The following is an 18,531-nucleotide window of genomic DNA, read 5'->3' on the forward strand; positions in this document are numbered from 1 at the left end:
GACGTGCCTCGCCTTCACCTTCCTCAACCCGCACGTCTACCTCGACACCGTCGTCCTTCTCGGGTCGCTGGGGAACCAGCACGGGGACGACGGTCGCTGGATGTTCGTCGGCGGCGCATCCGCCGCCAGTCTCACCTGGTTCGTGGCACTCGGCTACGGCGCGCGTGCGCTCAGCGGACTCTTCGCCCGTCCACAAGCGTGGCGGTTGCTCGACGCAGCGATCGCCGCCATCATGCTCGCGCTCGCCGCCGGCCTGCTCATCGCCTGAACACTTCCGCACCGCGATCGTGCGGAATCTGCCGACATTATCGAAGTCAGGGCCTTGATAATGTCGGTAGAAACCCTCGATCAAGCCAGCGGCGTCGTCCCTCCAAACGCCCGTGCCCGAAGACCACTAGAATCTGCGGCGTGGCCCGCATCCGTGACGAAGACATCGCCGCAGTCCGCGAGCGCGCCCGTATCGATGACATCGTCTCCCAGTACGTCACGCTCCGTCCGGCCGGTGGCGGCTCGCTGAAAGGGCTCTGCCCGTTCCACGACGAGAAGTCCCCGTCGTTCAACGTCCGGCCGCAGGTGAACCTCTTCCACTGCTTCGGATGTGGCGAGGGCGGCGACGTCATCTCGTTCCTGCAGAAGCACGAGCAGCTCTCGTTCGCCGAGGCTGTCGAGCGGCTCGCGGACAAGGTCGGCGTCCAGCTGCGCTACGAGGAGAGCAAGGGCGGTGGCGGCACCGCCGGGCCGAGGCAGAACCGTGAGCAGCGCACCAGGCTGATCGAAGCGCACCGTGCCGCCGCCGAGTATTACGCGGAGATGCTCGCGTCGTCACCGGAAGCCACGATCGGCCGCAGATTCCTCGACGAACGGGGCTTCGACCGCACCGCCGCCGAGCAGTTCAGCGTCGGCTACGCCCCCAAGGAGGGAGAGGCGCTGCGCAAGCACCTCCGGCAGAAGGGGTTCAGCGACGTCGAGCTGGTGACCGCCGGTCTAGTGGCGCAGGGCCGGAGCTCACCGTATGACCGCTTCCGCGGCCGGCTGGTCTGGCCGATCCATGACCTGCTCGGCGACGTCGTCGGCTTCGGAGCGCGCCGGCTGTACGACGACGATCGCATTGAGGCCAAATACCTCAACACGCCAGAGACGGTCATCTACAAGAAGAGCCATCTGCTCTACGGCGTCAACTTCGCCAAGCGGGACATCGCGCGCAGTTCCCAGGCGGTGGTGGTCGAGGGCTACACCGACGTCATGGCGTGTCATCTGGCAGGGGTCACCACCGCCGTCGCCACCTGTGGCACCGCGTTCGGCGAGGACCACACCCGCATACTCCGGCGGCTGCTACGCGACCAGGACGAGTACCGCGGCCAGGTGATCTTCACCTTCGACGGCGACGAGGCGGGCAAGAAGGCGGCGATGCGGGCGTTCGAAGGCGACCAGCGCTTCGTCGGGCAGACGTACGTCGCCATCGAGCCGAACGGCCTCGATCCGTGCGACCTGCGCCTGGGGTCCGGCGACGCCGCCGTGCGGGAACTCATCGCGAGGCATCGTCCACTGTTCGAGTTCGCCATCCGCAGCCTCGTCGACGAGTACGACCTCGACTTTCCGGAAGGCCGCACCCAGGCGCTGGAGAAGGCGGTGCCGCTCGTCGCCAAGATCCGCGACCGCGCGCTGCGGGATGAGTATGCGCGACGGCTCGCCGGCTGGGTCGGCGCCCCCGACGAGATGTCCGTCGTCCGCAGGGTGCGCGGTGCCGCCGGTGCCCCGGATCGGCCCGCTCGGCGGGCCGCCCAGCCTCCCCCGCAGGCGCAGCAGGCCCTGAGTGTGCCGAGCCACGGCAATGTCGATCCGCAGACCCTCGGGCTGGAGCGAGAGGTGCTGCGGGTGGCGGTACAGCGACCGGCCCTCGCCGGCCCGGCGTTCGACGCCATCGAACCGGAGGCGTTCCTCTCCCCCGTCTTCCGCACGACGCGCGAGGCGATAGCCAAGGCCGGCGGGTGCGCGACCCAGGGAGGCGGGTCCGTGTGGATGGAGGCCCTGCTGGCGGCCGCCGACGACGACGTCACCCGGCACGTCCTGTCAGAGCTCGCCGTCGAGGCGATACCTACCGACGACGCGAGCATGCCCCGCTACGCCGAGTCGATCGTGCTCCGCCTGACCGAGGTCTGGGTGTCTCGGCGGCTGGTCGCGCTCAAGGCCCGCCTGCAGCGCACCGATCCGTCGGCCGAAGTGGAAGTCTACAACCGGTTGTTCGGCGAACTGATGACGCTGGAAGCGCACCGCCGTGATCTGCGTGAGCGCGGGATCGGGGCGGCCTGACGGTTCGCGCCGTCGACACTCAACCTTGACCCAAGTACCCCCGCGGGTCGAGCTGATCGGGCCGATCGGCGAGCCAACGGTCGATCACCTCGGGATGCCGCCGAGTCATCTCGTCCAGCAGAAGCTCACGCAGCTGTGCATGCGAGAGGATGCTCGCCGGCAGGTACTTGTGGCGCAGGTCCTGGCTGGTCTGCGCCCACAGCTCGTACAGCTCTTCGTCCGGCATCCCGGCGATGGCCGACTCGGTCGTCTCCTGACGCTGTCCGGCCGTCTCGTTGACTTCACTTCCCTCTGGCTCCAACGGCCACCGGCGGAGCAGTGTGGCCACCAGCCAGCCGATGACGATAGCGAAGAACGGGAACCAGCCGATCCCCACGGACATGACCACTACTCCGACCGCCAGCAATGGTGTCCAAGCCCACCAGGGGACGTGCGCAAGGCCTCGAAAGACGGACATACACACCACCCTTTCTCACGAATCCGCGTGACGTCAGCGGCCGCGCCGGTCACGACGCCACCGCCGTGGCAGCGCCGGTCACGACGCCGCCGCGGCTGCTGATCAGTGACCACCTGTCTCGCGCCGCGGACCGGATATGGATAGCCCGCCGGCGCTGTGGCAGCCAGCCGATGATCAGTTGTTGGGCGGGGCTGCGCTGATGTCCGCCAGCGCCGACCTGCGGTCTTGGTCGACAGCCAGGTCTCCGATGGAAACCATGCCGACCAGTTGCTGCTCCTGGGTCACCGGCAACCGGCGAACCGCCCGTTCGCGCATGATCCGGACCGCGTGGTCCACGTCGTCGTCGGCGCCGATGGCGACCAGATCGCGGCTGCAGATGTCGCCGATCTTCGTCCGGGTGGGGTCGCCGTCGACCGCGAGAGCACGCACGACGATGTCCCGGTCGGTGACCAGGCCACAGACGCCGTTATCGTCGGTCACCACCACGTCCCCGATGTCGCGGTCCCGCATCAACTGCGCGACCTCCTGGACCGATGCGTTCGTGTCGACCGTCACCGGCGCTCCTGTCATGATCTCGCTGACCTTCTGCGCCATGGCTGTCTCCTCGTGGCCTCGACTCGTTCCTCTATTGAGAACCTCCGTACCCAAGGGGTTCACAGGTATGCCGCAAATATCGACCCCAGTGCGCACGACTTTTCAGCCAGGGCATGCCCGTCTGGGATGCGGGTACCGGGGAGAACATGGCACGGCCAGCGTGGACCGGCACGATCAGCTTCGGGCTGGTGAACATCGGTGTCGGCCTGTATTCCGCGACTGAGAACCGCGACGTCTCCTTCCATCAGTTCGAGAAGGGATCCGGCAAACGCGTCCGGAACAAGCGGGTGGCCGAGGGGACGGACCGGGAAGTCGAATACGAGGACATCACCAAGGGCTACGAGATTCAGAGCGGCGAACACGTCATCGTCACCCAGGATGAGCTCGAAACCGTCCAACCCGAAACGTCCCGCACGATCACCATCGACGACTTCGTCGAGCTCGCCGAGATCGACCCGATCTACTATCAACGCAGCTATTACCTGGCTCCGCGGAATGAGGAGCAGCAGCACGCCTACGCACTGCTCCGGGAAGCGATGAAGGAGGCAGGCCTGGCCGGCATCGCCACGTTGGTGATGCGGAACAAGCAGTACCTGGCCACCATCCGAGCCGACGGCGACGTCCTCGTGCTCAATACGATGTTCTTCGCCGACGAGATCCGAGACCCGCGCGACGTCACAGATGTCCTGCCCGGACAGCGCAAACTTCCGCAGCGCGAGCTCGACACAGCGGTCCAGCTGATCCAGCAGCTGAGCACGTCGTGGAAGCCGGAGAATTACCACGACACGTACCGGGAGCAGGTCCTCAAGCTGGTCGAGCAGAAGGCCAAGGGTGAGGACGTCGAGCCCGCGGAGCCCGAGGAACCGGAGGACAACGTCGTCGACCTAGTGGCCGCGTTGGAGCGTAGCATCGAGCAGGCGCGCGGTTCCGAGGGCGGCGCCAAGAGCGGACCCAAGGGCGGATCCAAGGGCGAGGGCAAGAGTTCTTCTTCGAAGCGCGGCTCGAAGAGCCGTGGCACGGGTGGCGGCAAGGACGGCGCCCAGGGCAAGAAACAGGCCGGCAGTACCGGTGGGCGCACGAGCAGAAGCCGCAGCGAGCGCGAGACGGCCGGCCAGGGCGGCAGCAAGCGAGGCCGCATGAAGGCATCCTAGAGGTATGGCCGCGTCGGAGAAGCTTGGCGAGTACCGGAAGAAGCGCTCGTTCGAGCAGACACCGGAGCCGCGCGGAGACAGTACCGCCCCGCCCACCGGGAACCGGTTCGTGATCCAGGAGCACCATGCTCGCCGTCTCCATTGGGACCTGCGGCTCGAGCACGACGGCGTGCTGGTGTCGTGGGCGTTGCCGCGAGGCCTGCCGGACGACCCCAAACAGAACCGGCTGGCCGTGCACACCGAGGATCACCCGCTGGAGTACTTGACCTTCGAGGGCGATATCCCCGCCGGCGAGTACGGCGGCGGGACGATGACCGTCTGGGACCGCGGCACCTATGAGGCGGAGAAGTTCAGGGACGACGAGGTCATCATGCGTCTCGACGGCGAGCGCGCGACGGGAAAGTTCGCGCTGTTCCAGACGGGGCATGGCGGCGACGCGAAGAACTGGCTGATCCACCGGATGGACCCGCCGGAGGCCGGACGGGATGCCATGCCGGAGAGCATCGAGCCGATGCTCGCTACGCTCTCCGAACTCCCTACGGACCAGGAAGGGTGGGGGTTCGAGGTGAAGTGGGACGGCGTCCGCGCCGTCGCCTACGGCGAGGTCGGCAAGCTACGCCTGGTGAACCGCAACGGCCGGGACATCACCGGGCAGTATCCGGAGATCGGTGCCCTGACCCGCCAGCTCGGCTCGCGCCGGGTAGTGCTGGACGGCGAGATCGTCGCTTTCGACCAGGGCCGGCCTAGCTTCGAGAAGCTGCAGTCCCGGATCAACCTCGCCGAGGCGAAGGTGCGTCAGCGCCAGCGCGACATACCGGTGACCTACGTCATCTTCGATCTGTTGTATCTCGACGGCCGTTCGCTGCTGCCGCTCAGTTACGCGGAACGACGCCGCGAGCTCGAAGCCCTGGAGCTGGGCGGTGCAAGCTGGAACGTCCCCGGGACCCATCGCGGCGACGGCGCGGCGCTCCTCGCGGCGACCCGCGAGCAAGGCATCGAAGGCGTCATCGCCAAGCGACTGGACAGCAGATACCAGCCCGGGCGACGCAGCCACGACTGGCTGAAGGTGAAGAATGTGTACCAGCAAGAGGTTGTGATCGGCGGCTGGACCTCTGGGAAAGGGCAGCGCAAAGACGAGCTCGGCGCACTCCTGGTCGGCTACTACGAGGACGAGAACGACACCGACGGCGACAGCGACGGGCCGAAGCTGCGCTACGCCGGGAAGGTCGGCACCGGTTTCGACGCGAAGACGCTGCGGATGCTCCGCGAGCGTCTCGGACCACTCAAACGCGAGGACAGCCCTTTCGCCGGGCGGCAGCCGCAGACCAAGGACACCGTCTTCGTCGACCCCGAGCTCGTCTGCGAAGTGGAGTTCGCGGAGTGGACCGCGTCCCGCACGCTGCGCCAGCCTTCGTACCGCGGACTGCGCGACGACAAGCCTCCTCACCAGGTGGTACGCGAGGACCCCATGGCACCGCCCGAGGACACGGAAAGTCCCGCCGACGACGGGGCCACCAGCGCGACTGCTGAGGCGCAGCCTGATGCGGACGAGCAGCACGCCGACGAACCGGACGTCGACGAACCGGAGGATAACAGCGAGAACGGCGCCGATCAGGCCAGTGCGGACCAGTTGGCCGAGGGACGGGTACTCGTCGAGGGCCGGAAACTGAAGCTGTCCAACCTCGGCAAGGTCTTCTACCCGCAGACCGGCATGACCAAGGGCGACGTCATCGCCTACTACCACGACGTCGCGCCAGCGCTCCTCCCCCACCTACGCGGGCGTCCGCTGACCATGAAGCGGTTCCCGGATGGCGTCGAGGGTGAGAGCTTCTACGAGAAGCAATGCCCGTCGCACCGACCCGACTGGGTGTCCACCGCGCCGATCTGGAGCGAAAGCAACAACCGTGAGGTGGAATACTGCGTCGTCGACGGCCTGCCGACGCTCGTTTGGGTAGCCAACCTCGCCGACCTCGAGCTGCACACCATGCTGGCCCGCGCCGACGACGTCGGACGGCCGACGTTCATCGTCTTCGACCTCGATCCCGGTGAGGGAGTCGGGCTGGCCGAATGCGCGAAGGTCGCCGTCTGGGTGCGCAACGTGTTGGACCACGTGGGCCTGAACGCAGTGGTGAAGTCGTCGGGCTCGAAGGGGCTGCACCTCGCGGTACCGCTGAACACGCCCGTCACCTACGACGACACGAAGCCGTTCGCGCACGCGGTGGCGCAGCTGGCAGAGCACGAGAACCCCGACGACGTGGTCTCGCGGATGACCAAGGCCCGCCGAAAGGGCAAGGTTTTCGTCGACTGGAGCCAGAACACAGCGCACAAGACGACGGTCGCGCCATTCTCGCTGCGGGCACGTGGCCGTCCGACGGTGTCGGTGCCGTTGTCCTGGGATGAGGTCGGCGCCGTCGCCGAAGGAGACGCCGACCCGGAGAGCCTGCGTTGGGAGGCGGACCAGGTAGTGGAGCAGCTCGACGAACGTGCCGCACTCTTCCAGCCGCTGCTGGAGCTCGAGCAGGAGCTCCCCGACTTGAACATCTGACGCCGCCAACCGGTGGCGACGGCCGCCGCGCCAACGCCCGGGCAGCGATCGGTGCGCATCCCAGGCATCCGCAGCCGCCAGGCAACTCCGCATTTGCCGCGCCCAAGGTGCCCTATGCAGCGCGAAGGCCGGGTCCCATCGTCCGACGGGGGTCCCGGCCTCAACTTCCGTTCCACCCGCAGGTGGTCGGCACTGATCAAGTGTGCATAGCAATGGGTTGTCGTGTCTAGCGTTTATTTACGCATGTCTGCTTTCTAGAGCTCTATAGAGCGCTCGTTTACCCAAGTCCTGTCGGTGTAACGTGAGATGATCACCGTATGCTCGGAGAAGATCTCCCAGATCCGCTGCATGCACACACATGGCATGCGTGGGTAGACGAATCTGTCCGGATCCAACCCGCCGGTGGCTTCTATATCCTTGCCGCGATCATCGCCGATCCATCGGGATGTGAGCCTACGCGTGACGCCATGCGCGCACTATTGGTGCGCAAGCGCGGTCGTTTGCACTGGAGGGATGAGAACGCTGACCGCCGCCGCAAGATTGCGGAAGCGGTCGGCGCGGCTGACGTTGCATGCCTTGTCGTCGTGGGCATCCATGTCGATGGTGCCCGCCAAGAGCGTGCTAGGCGGCTCTGTTTCGAGCAGCTTCTCCACCGACTAAACACTCTGGACGTGAGCTGTGTATGGATGGAAAGCCGCACTCAATCCTTGAACCGGAAAGACCTGAAGATGGTCGAACACATGCGTGGTGCACGCATAGTCTCCCCGAAAATCCGTGTCGGCTTCGCGCTTCCACGAGACGAGCCTATGCTGTGGGCAGCCGACGCAGTCGCTGGAGCTGCAAACGCGAAACAAGACGGGAACCACCAATGGTTCGAGGTACTCGCACACCTGACTGAGCAGGTTGACCTCAAGATTCGATAAATAGGGGTTAGCCATAAATAGACGTTGCAACGCGAAGGCCGGGTCCCGTCCTCCGGCGGGGGTCCCGGCCTCAACTTCCGTTCCACCCAGCAGGTGGTCGGCACATTCGAATAGTGACACAGCGAGCCCAGCCGTGTCCACCAAGTAGTCGGGTTCCTACGTGGCTCGATCCCGGCACGGTTCCGGATCCGGGGCACGGCAACGCACGCGCTCGCGTACACAAACGCGAAGGCCAGGTCCCGTCCTCCGGCGGGGGTCCCGGCCTCTACTTCCTATCCACCCAGCGGGCGGCGGCATGTTCGCATCATGACACAGCGAACCGAACGGTGTCCGCCGAATAATGAGGCGTCGACACCAAAGCATCGTTGGTGCACGTCGCAGCTCTGGCCGCCGCGCGCTCGCTCTGAGGCGAGATGGCGCTGTCGTCTATTCGTCGAGCTCGGCGACGATGTCATCGGCGATGGCCAGTGATGCCGTGGCGGCCGGCGACGGTGCGTTGCGCACGCACAGGACCCGGCCGCGCCGGCTCGTGCGGAAGTCGTCGACCAGCGTTCCGTCGGCGTCCATCGCCTGCGCGCGGATCCCACCCGGCGCCGGGACGACGTCGTCGACCGTGAGCTCGGGCACGTACCGACGGGCAGCCCGGACGAACGCACGCCGGCTCATCGAGCCATACACCTCACGCGCGCCCGCTCGCCAGTTCTTTCGCACGAACCGGCGGAAGCCTCCCCAGCGCACGAGCCTGCCGAGCTCCCCGAGCTCGACGTCGCGTCGCCGGTAGCCTTCGCGCGCCAGCGCCAGCACGGCATTCGGCCCCACCAGCACGTCACCGTCGACGCCCTTGGTGAGGTGCACACCGAGAAACGGATAGCGCGGATCAGGCACTGGGTAGATCAGCCCTTTGACCAGGTGACGACGGTCCGGGCGAAGGCGGCCGAACTCACCGCGGAACGGCACGATCCGTGGGAACTCGTCGTCTCCGGCCAGCCGGGCGAGCCGGTCAGCGTGCAACCCGGCACAGATGATCACGTAGTCGAACGAGTCCATCACCTCGGGCATGGGGTCGTAAGAGGCGGTCAGGGTGGGACGGCTCGTCGATGCTGCGCCCTCCGCCGAACGTGACTCCCGGCCCAGCCCCGAGGATCGCCGTTGCACATCCACACGGTCGTCGGTGGCGCGCATGTCGACCCGGACCTCAGACGAGCTCTGATGGAAGCCGACCACTTCGATGCCGGTGAGCACTTCAGCACCGGCCGCTACGGCATCGTCGAGCATGGCGCGGGCGACGGCGGCGAAGTCGACGACGGCCGTGGTCGGCGAGTGCAGCCCAGCGACGCCGCGAACGTGCGGCTCGATCTCGGATATGTCCGCGGCGCTCAGCAGCCTGACACCCGGCACTCCGTTGGCCCGCGCCCGCGCGTGGATGCCGTCCAGCCGACGCCTGTCCCGCTCGTTCAGCGCGATGAGCACCTTGCCGCACTCGTCATAAGCCAGACCGCGTTCTCCGCAGTACTCGCGGAGCAGTCCGACACCGCGGCGGGCGAAGCGGGCCTTCGCCGAGCCGGGCGTGTAATACAGGCCCGCGTGGACCACGCCACTGTTCCGCCCCGTCTGGTGCAGTCCCGGCTCCTGTTCCTTCTCCAGGACCGTCACCTTGGCGCTCTCGTCGTGGCGAACGAGCGCTCGCGCGACGGCCGATCCGATGATCCCCGCGCCTATTACTGCGTAACGATGTCCAGAACGCATCTGCGTTGCACCCCCTGCCCGCTCATTGTCGCAGAACCACGGCACGACGACGGACGACGATGGGAGGGACCGATGGTCGACGACGTGCCGGCGGGGCGATCGTGCACCCGGACGCCCCACGTACCCAAGGGATAGTCTCGGCACTGATGAACGGATACGACGTCGCCGATCGGGAGCGGTGGGCCCGCGAGCCCGAGAAACGCTCCTCGCGCACGGATTTCGAGCGTGACCGCGCGCGCGTGCTCCACGCCGCGTCGTTGCGTCGGCTCGCCGCCAAGACGCAGGTCGTCTCACCGGGTAGCGACGACTTCGTCCGTAACCGCCTCACTCACTCGCTGGAGGTGGCGCAGGTCGGGCGCGAGCTCGGGAAGGCGCTCGGCTGCGACCCCGATGTGGTCGACACCGCCTGCCTCGCCCATGACCTCGGGCATCCGCCCTTCGGACACAACGGCGAAGAGGCACTCGACAAGGTCACGGTCGAGATCGGCGGTTTCGAGGGCAACGCTCAGACACTGCGCCTGCTGAGCCGGCTCGAGGCCAAAGCGGCACACCCGGATGGCCGGTCCGCCGGGCTCAATCTCACCCGGGCCAGCCTCGACGCAGCCACCAAGTATCCATGGCGCCGCGGCACCGTCCACCCGAAGAAGTTCGGTGTCTACGACGACGACATGGAGGTCTTCGGCTGGCTGCGCATGGGCGCGCCGGATCAGCGACGCTGCCTCGAAGCGCAGGTGATGGACTTCGCCGACGACGTCGCCTACTGCGTGCACGACGTCGAGGACGCGATCGTGGGCGGCTGGCTGGAGCCGTCGCAGGTGCTGGACCTGGCCGACGAACGCCGGCGATTCTCCGAGCTGACCCGGTCGTGGTATCTGCCCGACGCGTCGACCGACGAGATCCTGGAGACACTCGACCGGCTCCGATCCAGCCCATTCTGGGTCGACACATACGACGGTCGTCGTTCTTCGCTGGCCGCACTCAAGGACATGACCAGCCACCTCATCGGCCGGTTCAGCGAGCACGCCCAGCGGGCGACGCACGAGACCTACGGGGGCGGCCGCCTCACCCGGTACGCGGCGGATCTGTGTGTCCCGCGGGAGACCCGGCTCGAGGTAGGCACCCTCAAAGGGTTGGCGGCCACGTACGTCATGACGTCGCGGGGCCGCGCGGAGACCTACGGCGACCAGCGAGCCGTCGTCGAGGAGCTGGTCGACCTGCTGCGCCGACGTTCCCCCGAAGCGCTGGAGCCACCGTTCCGCGATGACTGGGACAACGCGCCAGACGAGGGTGCCCGGCTACGCGTCATCGTGGACCAGGTCGCGTCATTGACCGATGCGTCCGCATACCTCCTGACCTCACGGCTGAAGGGGACATGAGGCACAGCCGCGCTCAGCTCAGCGCGGCGGGTACTCGTCCTTGAGTCTCTCGGCACCTTCCTTGGCATCGGCTGGTGTGTACTGTCCTTTACTTGTCTTCTCCAGCTTCTCGTCGTCGCTCATCTCGTCCACGGATTCCTCTTCTGGACGTTCGACGTTGCCCGCAGCATGCTTGCCTTTGTACTTGCCGCCCATCATTGCCTCCTTGCCGAGTCAACGAGATGGTTCGCCCATGCCTTATCCCGCCCGCGGAATTTCACACCTAGCGGTCCGTGCACGTCGGGCGACGCGGCTCACCACACATCACGACGGCTGGCATTGCGGACACAAGACGGTCCGGCGTCCACCGACCGGCTTGTGCCGGAGCCGCGTCCCGCAGCGTGGACACTCACCGTCGGCCTGGTCCCGGTGCCCGGTCAGCCATGAACGCCGGTCCGGCACCCTACCTGTCGGCTCCGCGCTGCGTATGACCTTTAGCATGGTGCTGTAAAGCTGTCGGCACTCCTCGGCGGAGAGGCCCCCCGCGGACCGCGCCGGGTGGATCCGTGCCTGCCAGAGGATCTCGTCGGCGAGCAGGTTGCCCAGGCCCGCCACGACGGACTGATCGATCAGCGCGGGCTTGATCCGTCGCCGCGTGGCTCCCACCCGTTCCCGGAACTCGTCGCGGCTGATCGCGGCAGCATCCGGCCCGGTGTCCTGCAGCAGGGCGTCGACCTGTCCGTCGTCGCCGGCCAGTCTCACGCCTTGAAGCTTGCGCATATCCCGGAAACGCAGCTCTCCGTCGTCGGTGGTGAAGACGAGCCGGTCGTGCTTGTGCCGTTCGCCGCCTTCGTCCGGCGACCAGACCAGCGCACCGGTCATGCCGAAGTGGAAGACGAGGCTGGGTTCGTCCGAACGGTGCCGGCGCCCTGGCTCGCGCAGCGGCGACACCAGCCACTTGCCGTGCCGGCGGGGCTTGCCGAACGCACGCCCGGTCACCGCGTCCCGTACGGCACGGGCGCTGGTGTCACGCAGCACCCCATTGTCGAGCACGTCGACATCCTCGACCCGACGCCCGCCCGCACGATCCAGGACCCGGCTGAAACCTTCGACATCCGGCAGCTCTGGCATATATACGCCCATACCCAAAGCGCCCATGATCATCAACCGGTAGACGGACCATGACCGGCGCAATCGTTGATGATCATGGGCGGTCGGGTGTCAGATGTAGGAGGCGTAGGCGGGGATGGTGAGGAAGGTCGGGTAGTCCGGAGCCAGGGCCACCTGCTCGAAGAGCTCGCGCGCCTGCTCCACCCGGCTTCTGCGGGCTTGATCGTCGTCGCCCACCTCGTCGAGCAGTTTCGTCGTCTCCTCGGCGACCATGTCCGCCACCAGCCCGTGCGTGATGAGCGTGCCGTCTTCGATGACCGCCTCGGCGTTGATCCACTGCCAGATCTGCGAGCGGGAGATCTCCGCGGTAGCGGCGTCCTCCATCAGGCCGAATATCCCGACCGCACCACGACCGCTCAGCCACGCTTCCAGGTAGCGCAGCGCCACCGCGATGTTGGTCCGCAGCCCCGCCTCAGTGATCCGGCCCGGTGTCTCCTCGACCCGCAACAGGTCGGCGGCGCGGACGTCGACGTCCTCGCGCAACCGCTCCAGCTGGTTGGGGCGGTCTCCCAGTATCTCGTCGAAGACCTCACGGACCGAGTCGACCATGCCGGGGTGCGCCACCCACGAACCGTCGAAGCCGTCGCCCGCCTCCCTGCCCTTGTCCTCGCGGACCTTCTCGAAGACCTCCGCGTTCGCCTCCGCGTCCTTGGATGGGATGAACGCCGACATCCCGCCGATGGCGTGTGCGCCGCGCCGGTGGCACGTGCGCACCAGCAGTTCGGTGTACGCACGCATGAACGGAACGGTCATCGTGACGGCGGCACGGTCCGGGAGCACGAAGCGGCCTCCGCGGGTCCGGAAGTTCTTGATCAGGCTGAAGATGTAGTCCCATCGGCCGGCGTTCAAGCCCGACGAATGCTCTCGCAGCTCATACAGGATCTCCTCCATCTCGAACGCGGCCGTGATCGTCTCGATCAACACGGTCGCGCGGATCGTCCCGACCGGCAGCCCCAGAGCTTCCTGGGCGAACCGGAAGACGTCGTTCCACAGCCGCGCTTCCAGGTGGTTCTCCAGCTTGGGCAAGTAGAAATACGGCCCGACGCCGCGTTGTAGCAGCTCGTGGGCATTGTGGAAGAAGTACAGCCCGAAGTCGACCAGCGCGCCCACCATCGGTTCGCCGGGTGGGTGCCCGGACGTCGAATCCGGCCCTGGACGGTCGTCGGGGCGCTGTGCCGCCACCGGCGGGCCTTCACGACGGGCAAGCGAGCCGTCGTGGTCCTCGGCAGGGACGTACCGCAGATGCTTCTCGGTCAGGTGCCAGCCACGGGGCCGGACGACGATGGTCGGGGTCGATGTGGTCTCCGCCAGCTCGTACCGCTTGCCTTCCGGGCTGGTGTAGTCGATGGTGCGGCGGATCGCGTCGTGCAGGTTCACCTGCCCATCGACGACGTTCGTCCAGTGCGGCGTGTTCGCGTCCTCGAAGTCGGCGAGCCAGACTTTCGCACCCGAGTTGAGCGCGTTGATCGTCATCTTGCGCTCGGTCGGCCCGGTGATCTCGACCCGGCGGTCCTCCAGACCGGGTGCGGGCGGCGCTACCCGCCAGGCGGTGTTCTCCCGGATGGCGCGCGTATCGGTGCGGAACTCCGGGTCCTGGCCGCCCGTGATCCGGTGCCGGCGCCGCTGCCGCATCGCCAGCAGGTCGGCCCGTGGCCCGGCGAAGCGCACGTGCAGCTCAGCGAGGAACGCGAGGGCCTCCGGCGTCAGGATCTCGTCCTGCCGGTAGACCTCCGGTCCGGCGACCTCCACCCGTCCGGTCGCTTCCACCGTCGCCGAGTTCCCCATCCTCGTCTCCCGTGCGCTCCCCGGCTCGCCAGTCGCCGGTTCAGCGGCCCGCGCGTCTCCCGTGGCCGGGCCCGGACCATCACCCCGGTGTGACCGGGTCTCCCGCGTACTCGGGCCCGTCATGACGTCGCCTGTGGTCAACCCTGAAGTCATATCCTCCACGTCCTTGTCATCCATCACCGGTTGCTCCGGTCTCTTGTGCCGGTTCACTCTTGTCTCTCATTCGGGTCCACCGCGTGGCCGACCGCGTCCAGCGCGGGGCCGTCAGTGAAACTGCTCCTGCTCCGTCGACCCCTGCAGCGCGACGGTCTCGCCGTCAGGATTCAAGGTGGCCGACACCAGGTCGAAGTACCCCGTGCCCACTTCGCGCTGATGCTTGACCCCGGTGTAACCCCGGCTCTCGGCGTCGAACTCGCGCTGTTGCAGCTGAACGTAGGCGCTCATTCCGTCCTTCGCATACCCCTGAGCAAGCTCGAACATGCCGTAGTTGAGCTGGTGGAACCCGGCGAGGGTGATGAACTGGAAGCGATAGCCCATGGCGCCCAGCTCGCGCTGGAACCCCGCGATGGTCTCGTCGTCGAGGTGCGCTTTCCAGTTGAACGACGGCGAGCAGTTGTACGCGAGCATCTTGCCTGGGTATCGCTCGTGGACCGCCTCGGCGACCTGTCGTGCCAGGCCGAGATCCGGAGTTCCGGTCTCGACCCAGATCAGGTCCGCGTACGGCGCATAGGCCAGCGCCCGGGCGACCACTGTGGCGACCCCCGGCGTCGTTCGGAAGAACCCTTCTCCGCTCCGCCCGCCGGTCAGGAACTCCTGGTCGCGCGGATCGACGTCGCTGGTGATGAGCTTGGCCGCCAACGCGTCGGTCCGGGCGACCAGCACCGTCGGGACACCGGCGACGTCGGCCGCCAGCCGCGCCGCATTCAGCGTCCGGACATGCTGGGCTGTCGGGACCAGCACCTTGCCGCCGAGATGCCCGCACTTCTTCTCCGAGGCCAGCTGGTCCTCGTAGTGGACGCCGGCGGCTCCGGCCGCGATCAACGCCTTGGCCAGTTCGAAGGCGTTGAGCGAACCGCCGAAGCCCGCCTCGGCATCAGCGACGATCGGCGCCAGCCAGTCCACGCCAGGATCGACCCCCTCGGAGAAGGTGATCTCGTCGGCGCGCAGCAAGGCGTTGTTGATCCGGCGGACCACCGTCGGGACCGAGTTCACCGGATACAGGCTCTGATCCGGATAGGTCTGGCCCGAGGTGTTCCCGTCGGCCGCGACCTGCCAGCCGGAGAGGTAGATCGCCTCCAGCCCGCCTCGCACCATCTGGACCGCCTGGTTACCGGTGATGGCACCGAGTGCATGCACGTAGTCCCGGGAGTGCAGCAGCTCCCACAGCCGTTCCGCGCCGCGCCGCGCGAGCGTGTGTTCCTCGCGCACGGTGCCACGGAGCCGGACCACGTCCTCGGCGGTGTAGGTCCGTTCGATCCCCGCCCATCGCGGGTCGGTGTCCCACTCTCGTTTCAGCTGCGCCGCCTCCGCGGCGAGCCGATCCTGGGGCGTGCCGTCGCCGTTCCGTGTCGCCTCGTCGTGCTGTCTGTCGAGTGCAACCGTCATGCTCTGCTCCTTGGTCATCGCGACGGCCGGTCCGCCACAGAACCGCCGGCCCACGGCGACGGACCAGAGGCCGTTCGCCCTGCGCCACGGATGGAGACCTGCCGTCGAACATTTGGCATATAGACACCATGTGCGGTTGGGAACAGGCTCTTCCAGAGATACGCTCTGTGAAATATCGTCGTTCTTCACCTATCGAGAAGAATGGGCTTTCCATGGACACCGACCTCGACCTGGCGACGCTCGGCCAACGGATCCGGCATGCGCGCAGGACCAAGGGCCTGACTCTCGGCGAGCTCGCCCAGGCGGTGGATCGCGCGCCGTCACTGCTCTCTCAGATCGAGAACGGCAAGCGCGAGCCACGGCTCACCCTGATCCAGTCCCTCGCCGCCGCGCTCGAGGTCGACATCGGCTATCTCATCAAGCCGGAGGCGCCCACCCACCGCGCCGCCCTCGAGATCGCGCTCACCCGCGCCCAGGCCAGCCCGCTGTATGCGAGCCTCGGCCTGCCACAGGTCGGCCTCACCGGCAAGCTGCCGACCGAGGCCCTGGAGTCGCTCGTCGGCCTGCACGCGGAGCTCGAACGGCGGGCGAGCGAACAGGCCGCGACTCCTGAAGAGGCCCGCCGGGCCAACGCCGAGCTCCGGCAGCGGATGCGAGACCGGGACAACTACTTCGCGGAGCTGGAGCAGGTCGCCGCACAGCTATCCGCGGCTGTCGAGCACGCCAAGGGCCCGCTCACCGAACGCGGTGTCAATGATCTGACGGCCCATCTGGGCTTCACCTTGCACCGCACCGCCGACCTCCCCCGCGCCACCCGGTCGGTCACGGACCTTCGCAACCGTCGGATCTACCTGCCGCTGCCGAGCCACACCGACCACGATCCGCGCACCATCGTGCTGCAGACCCTCGCCCATTTCGCCCTCGGTCACTCCGAGCCGGCGAACTACGCGGACTTTCTGCGCCAGCGGGTCGAGGTGAACTACGTCGCGGCAGCGCTGCTCATGCCCGAAACCGCCGCCGTCGGCTTCCTCCAGCAGGCCAAGGCCGCCAAGGCACTGGCGATCGAAGATCTCCGCGATGTTTTCGCTGTCACGTATGAGACGGCAGCACACCGGTTCGTCAACCTCGCCACCCATCACCTGGGCGTCCCGGTTCACTTCATGCGGGTCGGCGAGGACGGCATCATCTACAAGGCATACGAGAACGACAACGTCACGTTCCCCACCGACGTCACCGGCGCGATCGAAGGTCAGATGGTCTGCCGCTACTGGGCTGCGCGTGCGGTGTTCGCGGCCGCCGACCGGTACGCGTCGCACTACCAGTACACCGATATGGGCCGTGGCACCTATTGGTGCACCACGCACGTCGAGCGCACCTCGGACGGGGACTTCGCCATCGACGTCGGGGTTCCGTACGCGCACGCGAAGTGGTTCCAGGGGCGGGAGACGACGACGAGGGCCACGTCCAGCTGCCCCGACCCGTCGTGCTGCCGTCGGCCGCCGGAAGACCTGGCGCGGCAGTGGGCCGAGCATGCGTGGCCCAGCGCCCGGATCCACTCGCATCTCCTGGCCGCGCTGCCGCCGGGCACGTTCCCCGGCGTCGATGACACCGACGTCTACACCTTCCTCGACCGCCACGCCCCGGCCTCCCCATGATCATCGAGGATCCAGCGCGTCATCACACCCCAATTACTCGATGATCATGGAAGCACGGCCGTGACGACGATGTTGGAGCGGAAGTCCTCGCCGTCCCAGCCCTCGCACGTGACCAGGACCAGCCGTGCGTCGCCGTCCTGAGCGAACAGACTCTCCGCGCGCTCGGCAAGCTGCTCGGGTGGCAGTGCCTCGACCGAGCTCACTTCGTACGCCAGCACGGCCTCCCCTGTCAGGATGATCATGTCGCCCGCTCCCATGTCACCGACCTCGTTGAATACGCCGGCACCCGACTCCACGGCGTGCCCGACGATCAGCGCGGTCCCGCTCTCGTCGCCGGGCGCCACTCCCTGGCTCCACCATCCGGCCACCAGGGGATCTTCGGGCGGGGCCAGGACACGATCGTCATCGGAGACGATATCGACGACGGGCGCCCGTAGGCCGATCTCGGGTACCCAGACGCGGTAACGGCCGCCCGCGTCGCCGACCTGCCCACCTGGAGTCTCCGACTGCTCGACGCCGGTGGACGTGTCAGATCCCTCCCGGTCGGACGAGTCGTCGTCCGATGTGAACAGCGCACTCACGCTCCACAAGCCACCCGCCGCTACCAGAAGAGCCGCGCCGAGCACCGCATACAGCGCCAGCGCACCAGGGCGGCGCCGACGGTGCCGCGGCTCCCACTCAGACATCTGCCCGCCGACGACGCACCCCCACGACGGCGGCCGCAGTACCGCCCGCGGCACCGACCGCGACGATACCCAGCACCGTCCACCCGCCGACGGACTCGGCATCGCCAGCAGGTGGGATGCCCGCGGGTATGGAGGTCGGCACCGTGGCGACCGATGGCTCCTCAGTGCCGTCAGTGGCGGTCGGCGACTCCGTGGGGCCGGGCGACGTGACCTCCGGTTGCTCTGTGGGCTCGGAATCCTCTGTCGGCTCGGGCTGCTGTTCCGGAGGCTCGCGCTGCTCCGGGGGCTCGGGCGTCTCGGTCGGACCTGTTGTCACCGTGGGATCCGGTGTTTCAGTGGGCTCTGAGGTCGGCTTCTCCGGCTGGTCGGTCGGCGACGGCCTGCGTGTGAACTGGGGCAGATCGGGCGGTCCCGGCGGAGTCGGCCGGTCGCGCCAGTGCGCTGGAACACCGCAGGCGAACCAGCCGCTGATCCCCGGAGTCTGACCTCCACGGTTCGATGGTGCCGTCAGACCGGTGAAAGGGCCGCCGACGTACATCGTCGAGCGGC

Annotated in this window: 15 protein-coding genes and 1 pseudogene; 6 read left to right on the forward strand and 10 right to left on the reverse strand. The window is 67.4% G+C overall.

What is annotated here, in order from left to right; genetic code table 11:
* Positions 1–268: LysE/ArgO family amino acid transporter (locus ELR45_RS40800; protein ID WP_240759538.1), on the forward strand; the 268-nt coding region annotated here is incomplete at its 5' end.
* 140 nt (positions 269–408) lie between these two features.
* Complete coding sequence (dnaG, locus tag ELR45_RS12305; RefSeq protein ID WP_129666306.1) at positions 409–2,310, forward strand: DNA primase; 1,902 nt, start codon at positions 409–411, stop codon at positions 2,308–2,310.
* A gap of 19 nt (positions 2,311–2,329) precedes the next feature.
* Here dnaG and ELR45_RS12310 read toward each other — a convergent pair whose 3' ends face one another.
* Positions 2,330–2,767 carry a hypothetical protein gene (locus ELR45_RS12310; RefSeq protein WP_129666308.1) on the reverse strand — a complete coding sequence of 146 codons (438 nt, stop codon included), beginning with the start codon at positions 2,765–2,767 and terminating at the stop codon, positions 2,330–2,332.
* Positions 2,768–2,941: 174 nt separating this feature from the next.
* On the reverse strand, positions 2,942–3,361 hold the full coding sequence (locus ELR45_RS12315; protein WP_129666311.1) for a CBS domain-containing protein: 420 nt from the start codon (positions 3,359–3,361) through the stop codon (positions 2,942–2,944).
* Positions 3,362–3,507: 146 nt separating this feature from the next.
* On the opposite strand from ELR45_RS12315, the gene ku reads away from it, so the two are divergent.
* Positions 3,508–4,512 carry a non-homologous end joining protein Ku gene (gene ku, locus ELR45_RS12320; protein ID WP_129666313.1) on the forward strand — a complete coding sequence of 335 codons (1,005 nt, stop codon included), beginning with the start codon at positions 3,508–3,510 and terminating at the stop codon, positions 4,510–4,512.
* A gap of 4 nt (positions 4,513–4,516) precedes the next feature.
* On the forward strand, positions 4,517–7,057 hold the full coding sequence (gene ligD, locus ELR45_RS12325) for a DNA ligase D (protein ID WP_129666315.1): 2,541 nt from the start codon (positions 4,517–4,519) through the stop codon (positions 7,055–7,057).
* A gap of 476 nt (positions 7,058–7,533) precedes the next feature.
* On the opposite strand, the gene ELR45_RS35050 is transcribed toward ligD, so the two are convergent.
* A complete protein-coding gene (locus ELR45_RS35050) occupies positions 7,534–7,710 on the reverse strand; it encodes a hypothetical protein (protein WP_165367706.1) in 177 nt (58 codons plus the stop codon).
* Positions 7,711–8,406: 696 nt separating this feature from the next.
* Positions 8,407–9,726, reverse strand: a complete 1,320-nt coding sequence (locus ELR45_RS12330; RefSeq protein ID WP_129666317.1) for an FAD-dependent oxidoreductase — start codon at positions 9,724–9,726, stop codon at positions 8,407–8,409.
* 146 nt (positions 9,727–9,872) lie between these two features.
* Between ELR45_RS12330 and ELR45_RS12335 the strand changes: the two genes are divergently transcribed.
* Entirely contained in the window at positions 9,873–11,102 is a 1,230-nt protein-coding gene (locus ELR45_RS12335) for a deoxyguanosinetriphosphate triphosphohydrolase (protein ID WP_129666319.1), read from the forward strand.
* 18 nt (positions 11,103–11,120) lie between these two features.
* Here the strand turns inward: ELR45_RS12335 and ELR45_RS35055 are convergent, their stop codons facing one another.
* The 4 genes from ELR45_RS35055 to aceA form a co-directional block, all read right to left on the reverse strand.
* The gene (locus ELR45_RS35055) at positions 11,121–11,297 is read right to left on the reverse strand and encodes a hypothetical protein (RefSeq protein WP_165367707.1); all 177 of its coding nucleotides are present in this window, start codon (positions 11,295–11,297) and stop codon (positions 11,121–11,123) included.
* 108 nt (positions 11,298–11,405) lie between these two features.
* Positions 11,406–12,212 carry an Fpg/Nei family DNA glycosylase gene (locus tag ELR45_RS12340; protein WP_129666321.1) on the reverse strand — a complete coding sequence of 269 codons (807 nt, stop codon included), beginning with the start codon at positions 12,210–12,212 and terminating at the stop codon, positions 11,406–11,408.
* A 90-nt stretch (positions 12,213–12,302) separates the two neighbouring features.
* Complete coding sequence (locus ELR45_RS40805; RefSeq protein WP_129666323.1) at positions 12,303–14,036, reverse strand: malate synthase; 1,734 nt, start codon at positions 14,034–14,036, stop codon at positions 12,303–12,305.
* Positions 14,037–14,300: 264 nt separating this feature from the next.
* Complete coding sequence (aceA, locus tag ELR45_RS12350) at positions 14,301–15,641, reverse strand: isocitrate lyase (RefSeq protein WP_129666325.1); 1,341 nt, start codon at positions 15,639–15,641, stop codon at positions 14,301–14,303.
* A gap of 212 nt (positions 15,642–15,853) precedes the next feature.
* Here aceA and ELR45_RS12355 point away from each other — a divergent pair, with 212 nt between their 5' ends.
* Entirely contained in the window at positions 15,854–17,296 is a 1,443-nt protein-coding gene (locus tag ELR45_RS12355) for a helix-turn-helix transcriptional regulator (protein WP_129666327.1), read from the forward strand.
* 44 nt (positions 17,297–17,340) lie between these two features.
* Here the strand turns inward: ELR45_RS12355 and ELR45_RS12360 are convergent, their stop codons facing one another.
* Together ELR45_RS12360 and ELR45_RS37665 are read right to left on the reverse strand one after the other, a co-directional pair.
* Positions 17,341–17,982: a class F sortase gene (locus tag ELR45_RS12360; RefSeq protein WP_165367708.1), complete on the reverse strand. Its 642-nt coding sequence runs from the start codon at positions 17,980–17,982 to the stop codon at positions 17,341–17,343.
* Positions 17,975–18,531: pseudogene (locus ELR45_RS37665) on the reverse strand (hypothetical protein); the annotation flags it as partial. The gene ELR45_RS12360 and the pseudogene ELR45_RS37665, both read right to left, overlap by 8 nt.

This window comes from Phytoactinopolyspora endophytica (genome assembly GCF_004138495.1).
GTDB lineage: Bacteria > Actinomycetota > Actinomycetes > Jiangellales > Jiangellaceae > Phytoactinopolyspora > Phytoactinopolyspora endophytica.